Source organism: Synechococcus sp. H60.3 (assembly GCF_047462295.1).
Taxonomy (GTDB): domain Bacteria; phylum Cyanobacteriota; class Cyanobacteriia; order Thermostichales; family Thermostichaceae; genus Thermostichus.
In genome coordinates this window covers 1-6917 of the sequence record NZ_JANSIY010000120.1, presented here as the reverse complement: position 1 = coordinate 6917, position 6917 = coordinate 1, and the positions used below count along the sequence as shown (strand labels likewise).

Annotated in this window: 5 protein-coding genes; 4 read left to right on the top strand and 1 reads right to left on the bottom strand. The window is 62.7% G+C overall.

Translation table 11 applies throughout. The features are described from left to right. Positions 1 to 141: 141 nt before the first annotated feature. The gene (locus NW841_RS11050; RefSeq protein ID WP_414386403.1) at positions 142 to 1005 is read right to left on the bottom strand and encodes a PD-(D/E)XK nuclease family protein; all 864 of its coding nucleotides are present in this window, start codon (positions 1003 to 1005) and stop codon (positions 142 to 144) included. Between the two features lie 155 nt (positions 1006 to 1160). Between NW841_RS11050 and frr the strand changes: the two genes are divergently transcribed. The 4 genes from frr (at position 1161) to aroB (ending at position 6902) form a co-directional block, all read left to right on the top strand. Continuing rightward, entirely contained in the window at positions 1161 to 1709 is a 549-nt protein-coding gene (gene frr, locus NW841_RS11045) for a ribosome recycling factor (protein ID WP_414363962.1), read from the top strand. A gap of 82 nt (positions 1710 to 1791) precedes the next feature. Beyond that, a complete protein-coding gene (locus NW841_RS11040) occupies positions 1792 to 4509 on the top strand; it encodes a CBS domain-containing protein (protein WP_414386401.1) in 2718 nt (905 codons plus the stop codon). An 88-nt stretch (positions 4510 to 4597) separates the two neighbouring features. Then, positions 4598 to 5503 (top strand): M48 family metallopeptidase, encoded by a 906-nt coding sequence (locus NW841_RS11035; RefSeq protein ID WP_414386399.1) that lies wholly within the window; start codon positions 4598 to 4600, stop codon positions 5501 to 5503. 274 nt (positions 5504 to 5777) lie between these two features. Beyond that, the gene (gene aroB, locus NW841_RS11030) at positions 5778 to 6902 is read left to right on the top strand and encodes a 3-dehydroquinate synthase (protein ID WP_414386397.1); all 1125 of its coding nucleotides are present in this window, start codon (positions 5778 to 5780) and stop codon (positions 6900 to 6902) included. The last annotated feature ends 15 nt before the right edge of the window (positions 6903 to 6917 follow it).

Sequence of the window (6917 nt, the reverse complement as noted above, 5' to 3'; positions counted from 1 at the left end):
GCGGAGATGTGAATAAGACACAGATCCAGAATCAGTCAGAGGGTGCTATCCATCCCCACCGTATAGACGGTGGGGAATTCCGCACCTTACGTTAACCCAGTATGCAGGTTTGCGGTGCAGGGGGGTGGGCAGGCGGGCGCCCTACAGCCATTCCGCCTCCGGCGTTTCTTCCCCTGCTTGCTCCTGGGCCCCCCAGACCCAAGCGGTGAGGTCCTGGGCAGGGATCCCTTGCGGCATGAGCCCGTGGCAGCGGGAGCAAAACAGACAACTGGCACAGCGTTCACCGTAGGGGATCCCTGGAAAGTCCTGCGCCTCCAGTTGCCGCAGACGGGCCAGGGTGGCTTTGAGGTGGGCCAGATCCCGCTTGTAGGCGGCGGCGCTGTAGCGCACCTGAAAAGGCTGCTGCGGGTGTTGCACATACCAAAAGGTCAGTTGCACCTGCTCCGGCTGGAAGGGGACTTCCAGGGGCAGTTGATCGGCCACCCCACACAGCAGCAGCGGGTAGAGGCGCACCTGCCAGTCCTGGGCCAACTGTTCGTCAGGCGGGCGCTGCCGCTCCGTCTTCCAATCCACAATCTGCAGGGATCCCGGGGCAATCACCAGCCGATCCAGGCGGGCAGTGAGGTTAAACCCCTCCATGCGCTGCCAGAGGGGCAATTCGGCCAACACCCGCCCCTGCGGATGAGCATGAGGACTGGCCAAGAACACCTGCCACCACTGGCGTACTGTCTCGTCCAAACCAGACAAGCGCGGCTCCACCTGCCGCCCGCGGCTGTACCACTCCACCAGGCGGTGGAACTGCTGGCCTCGCCGTTGTTCTGCTTCGTGCTCAAAGGCATTGGCTGCAGGCCAGAGGAGCCGCTCTAGGTACACGTAGCAAAACAAGCGGGGGCAGTAGTCCAATAGCGATAGAGCCGAAGCCGAGAGGTTGACCTGCTCAAGCCCCAGCCTCAGCGAGGAAAGAGCGGAAGGGATCCCGGACATGGACCAAGACGAGAAGTTCATGACGATTCTAGGGGACTGCAATTGGGTCGGCTGCCAGGACAAAGAATGGCCTCTAGAAAGGGATAGAATTAAACTCAGGCTGGCGCTAGAGGTTTTGGTTTTTGGCCACTAGCGCCTGAGCCTTGGCAAACCGTCTTGAGAGCGAGGAAAAGGCCGTGGAGCTAGCTGAGATCGAGGAGTTGATGAACAAAGCAGTGCAGGCCACCCAGCGCTCCTTTAACACGGTGCGCACCGGGCGGGCCAATGCCAGCCTGCTGGATCGCGTTCAAGTAGAGTACTACGGCGTTCCCACTCCCCTGAAGGCGCTAGCCAGCATTACCACTCCAGATGCCAGCACTCTCTTGATCCAGCCTTTTGATCCCTCGACCCTGGCGGCAATTGAGCGGGCCATCGTCGCCTCCGACCTGGGCCTAACCCCCAGCAACGACGGCAAGGTGGTGCGCCTCAACATCCCTCCTCTAACAGAAGAGCGCCGCAAAGAGCTGAGCAAACAGGTGGCCAAGCTGGCCGAAGAGGGCCGGGTCTCTATTCGCAACATTCGCCGCGACGCCATTGACGCGGTGCGCAAGCAGGAGAAAAACGGCGAGATCTCCGAAGACGAGTCCAAGGGTCGCCAAGAAGAGATCCAAAAATTGACCGACCGCTACGTCAAAAAGATCGACGAGCTGCTGGCAGAGAAAGAAAAAGAACTAACTACGCTCTAGGGCTTGCAGCAGCGCTTTCCCTCGATCCCTGCGACCGGGGTTTGGCCTCCGTCAGGATGGAGGGGGAGGGCGGGCTTGTAGCATGAATCTTATCCTGTGTCATCAAGCGGCAGATTTTGACACCCTGGGGGCGGCGGTGGGCGCAGCCCGGCTCTATCCAGGTGCTCGTATTGCCTTGACCGGCGGATCCCTGCCGGGGGTGCAGGAGTTCTTGGCCCTCTACCGGGACGAGTTTCCCCTCATCGAGCTGCGCTCGGTGGATCCCCGCCAGGTGCAGCGCTGGATCCTGGTAGATTGCCACGATCCGGATCGCCTGGGCAAGGCCGCTGCATGGTTGAGCGCACCCGGGACGCAGATCGAGATCTTTGACCACCATGTCGGGGATCCGCCAACCCCGCCCGAGCGCCTGTGGCCCCAGCAGCAAGTTAGCGCTCACATTGAGGCGGTGGGATCCACCTGTACCCTCCTAGTGGAGCGGCTGCAGGCGGCTGGGATCCGCCTCAGCCCCTTTGAGCGGCTGGCCCTGGCTTTGGGCATCCACATGGACACGGGATCCCTGACCTTCCCGGAAACCACTGCCCGCGACGCTGCCGCCCTCACCTGGCTGTTGCAGCAGGGGGTAAACCTGGTGTTGTTGCGGCGCTTCTTGGGGGATGGTCTCACTCCCCCGATGCAGGAGCTGCTCAGCCAGGGGTTGGCCCAGATGCAGGTGGAGGAGGTGGGGGAGTACCGCCTGGGAACATGGCTCCTAGAGCTGCCGGAGTTTGTGCCCGGCTTGGCCGGCCTGGTGATGCGGCTGATGGAGCTGACAGGGGTGGATGTGCTGCTCTTGGTGGCGCGGCAGGGGGAGCGGCTCAGCCTCATTGGGCGGGCACGGCAGGAGTTTGTCCAACTGGGCCAGGTGATGGCCCGCTACGGCGGCGGAGGCCACGACTGCGCGGCAGCAGCTACCCTAAAAGCCTCCCCAGACCAGCCCTTGCCCGATCCAGCCCAGGTGCTGGCCGACCTCATCCAGGCAGTTAGAGAGCGGATCCCGCCGCCGGTGACGGCTAAGGATTTGATGTCCTCACCGGTGCGCACCATTCGGCCCGAGGTTACCATCCAGGAGGCGCAGCGGGTGCTGCTGCGCTACGGCCACTCTGGCCTGGTGGTGGTGGACGCCCAGGGGCACCTGGTGGGGGTGATCTCGCGGCGGGACATTGACATTGCCCTGCACCACGGCTTTGGCCATGCCCCCGTCAAGGGCTACATGACCACGGATGTCAAGACCCTCTCCCCTGACACTCCGCTGGCGGAGATCCAGCGGCTGATGGTGCAGTGGGACATTGGCCGTCTGCCAGTGCTTCAGGATGGCCAATTGGTGGGCATTGTTACCCGCACCGACGTGTTGCGGCACCTGCACGAGCTGCCGGCCCTCTCGCCTCGCCTAGCTGTTCCTGCCCTCTCCTGTCCTCTGGATCTTACCTTTGCCGCTCTCTCGCCGCGGCACCGCCAGTTGCTAGAGGAAGCTGCCCGCCTTGCCGACGAAAAGGGTCTGCGGCTGTATCTGGTGGGGGGAGCGGTGCGGGATCTACTGCTGCACCAGTGGGGACGGCAGCCTCCCTCTCGCCTGGAGCGGCTAGATCTGGACTTGGTGGTGGACGGGCCTTACCCCGTGGCCGCCGATGGTACGGATCCGCCGGGCTGGGGGTTGATCTTGGGGAAGGCCCTCAAGCAGCACTTCCCCGAGGCGCGGTTGGAGATCCACGGCAAGTTCCAGACGGCAGCCCTGATCTGGCCAGGGGGCTTTTGTGTCGATATTGCCAGTGCCCGCACGGAGTTTTACCCCTACCCGGCTTCGCCACCTGAGGTGGCCATGGGATCCATCCAGCAAGATCTCTACCGGCGGGATTTTTCCATCAACGCCCTGGCCCTGCGCCTCAACGGCCCCCAGCGGGGTCAGTTGCTGGATTTTTTTGGCGGGCAAGCGGATTTGCAGCAGGGGATCATCCGCGCTCTCCACCCCAACAGCTTCATTGAGGATCCCACCCGCATCTACCGGGCGGTGCGCTTTGCTGTGCACCTGGGCTTTACGCTGGATCCGACCACCGAAGAGTGGATCCGCGCTGCTGTAGCCAGCGGCCTCCACGATGCCGTTGGCGGGGAGCGCCTCAAGCAGGAGCTGGCCTACATCCTCCGCTCCCAGGACTGGCCCTTGGCCTTTGAGCGGCTCTCGGCCTGGGGAGCCCTGCGCTGCATTCACCCCAATCTAACCTGGGAGCCTTCCCTGTGCCAGCGGCTGCAACGGGTTGGCCGCTGGGCCTATCACTTCCGCCGCCGCTACCCCGAGTTGGGATCCCAGGAGATCTGGCAACTGCGCCTGGAAGCTCTGCTTCTGGCGCTCCCCCAAGCGCCCCAGGTGGCAAGCCAGCTCCACCTCACCCAAGCAGGCATCGAACGCCTCAGCCATTTTCCCTCTTACCAAACCCTGCTGGCGCAACTGGCAAGCGGATCCCTATCCCCAGCTCAGGTGGTACAACGGCTGCAGAGGCTGCGCATCCCGGCGGTGATCCTGTTGGCTGGGCTCGCCGCTAAGCCGGCGCGGCGGCTGATCTGGCGCTACCTGCAGGAGTGGCATTGGGTGAAGCCGCTCCTCAACGGACATGATTTGCGTTGCCTGGGCTACAAGCCGAGTCCTCTCTTTCAGGAGATTCTGGATCGCCTGCGCTGCCTCACCCTCAACGGCGAGCTCACCACTCGCGCTGAGGCAGAAGCCTGGCTGCGGGAACACTTCCCCTTGCCGCAAGCTCAGTCAAAGTAGCCAAAAGGGTAGAGGGGTTTCCATTTCTGGTAGGACGATCCCATTGCCAGATCGCTAGCCTAAGAGAAGGCTGTCTTGGAGGCATCCAATGCGGGTATTAAGACCTCGCTCTGCTGCCGAGGCAATCCCGTTGGTGGGCCCCATCCCCTCTCAGAGAAGGAGTTGCTGCGCGGCCAAGCCGGTTGCCTTTGCTCTACTGGCCATCCTTGCCGCTGGGATGGGATCCCCTGCCCAAGCCCAAGACCTGGGTCGGCTGCTGATCCACGGCCTGCAATGGCTGCAGGTGAGCCAGATGAACGATGCCCAAGAGGTGAGCTTGGGCCGCCAGATCGACCAGCAACTGAAAGCCCGCGGACAGATTCGCGTCAGTGCAGATCCCTATTGGGTGGAGCGGGTGAATCGCATCGGCCAGCGGCTGGCCGCCCACAGCGAACGCCCCAACTTGCCCTATACCTTTCAGGTGGTGGAGGATCCAGACATCAACGCCTTTGCCACGATGGGCGGTTTTGTTTACATCACCACTGGCGCCCTGGAAGCTGCCGACAACGACGACCAAATTGCCGCTGTCTTGGGCCACGAAATCGCCCATATCAGCGAACGTCACGGCCTTCAACAACTGCAGCAGGCTGCCGCCGCCCGCTTTGGCGCCCAATTGCTGGGACTCGATGACAACACCTTGGCTGCCCTAGCCCTGGAGCTGGGAGTACGCCGACCGCAAAGCCGCGAAAACGAGTTTGTCGCCGACGAAAAAGGTCTGTGGGCCACCTATCGCGCCGGCTTCGATCCCAGGGGCATGTCGCAATTTTTGGCCAAGTTGCAATTCCGTCCATCCCTGCCGGACTTCTTGCGTACCCATCCCCCCATCGCGGAGCGCATCGCCCGCCTCAACCAGCTTATCGCTGGGCACAGCATGGTCAGCCCTGCCGCCTATGGCTCCGGCGGCTCCCCCTTGGCCTTCGCAATCTCTCCCCCAAACCCAGCGCCCCGAAATTGAGATTCTGCCGCTGCTGCCGGTTTTGCCCTGAGTAGCCCGCTGGGATCCGTTTTTCCCCGTAGGGTGGAGATCGACACCTGGTGGGGAATGCTTCGCACCGCTGGCGCGAGCAGTAGGCAAGGGTAGTCTTGTAAGCTGAGAAAGAGCTCCCCACCTGCCCTGTACGCAGTTCATCTAAAGTGGGCCGTAGGACTGGCTAAGCTAGAAGGCATGGGAAAAACGTCAAGCACCAGAACGTGCCACACTGGATCCCATCTCTTCAACAGCGGCGCCCATGGATCCCTGTCTAATCCCTGTCAAGCTTCCCCACAGCTCCTACGACATTCTCATCCAGTCCCCCGCAGGTTCCGGCGGCCACAGCCTCAGCCAGTTGGGATCCCAGATGCAAGCTTTGGGGCTAGCCGGCAAGGTGCTGGTGGTGAGCCATCCGGGTATTGCCAAGCATTTTGCCGAAAAGTTGATGCAAGGGTTGCAACAAGCCGGGTTTGCCGCTCATCTTTTTCTGTTGCCCGCCGGCGAGCGCTACAAGACCCTGCGCTCCGTGGCCAAGATCTACGATGCTGCCTTGAGCTTTGGCCTGGAGCGCTCTTCCACCCTCGTGGCCCTGGGAGGCGGGGTAATCGGGGATATGGTGGGGTTTGCTGCCGCCACCTGGCTGCGCGGGATCCCTTGGGTGCAGGTGCCCACCTCGCTTTTGGCCATGGTGGATGCGGCCATTGGCGGCAAGACCGGCGTCAACCATCCCGGCGGGAAAAACCTAATTGGGGCCTTCTACCAGCCGCGCCTGGTGTGGATTGATCCAACGGTGTTGCAGACCTTGCCCCGGCGGGAATTTACCTCTGCCCTGGCGGAAGTGATCAAATACGGCGTCATCCAGGCTGCCGACCTGTTTGAGTTTTTGGAAGACCGGCCCAGGCTGAGCCGCTATGCCGACTTTGCTCCCGCAGATCTGCACTATCTGCTGCGCCGCTGTGCCGAGTGCAAAGCCTGGGTGGTACAACAGGACGAACGAGAGGGGGGCCTGCGGGCCATCCTCAACTACGGCCACACCCTCGGCCATGCCCTGGAAACCGTTACCGGCTACCGCCGCTACCTGCACGGGGAGGCCGTTGCCATCGGCATGGTGGCTGCGGGGGAGATCGCCCGCCGCCTGGGGTGGTGGAGCGCGGCTGAGGCCGAGCGGCAGCGACGCCTTATCGAAAGGGCAGGGCTGCCCAGCCACTGGCCCGCCGGGATCCCTTGGGAGGCGGTGCTGCAGGCGCTGCAGGCGGACAAAAAAGTCAAGCAAGGGCGGATCCGCTTCGTTCTGCCCCACCGGATTGGCCAAGCGGAGCTGACCGATCAAGTTGAGCTGGCGGATGTGCAGGCCGCTCTGGCGGCGATGACGGCAACCTCTTGAGCCCTAGAATTAGGA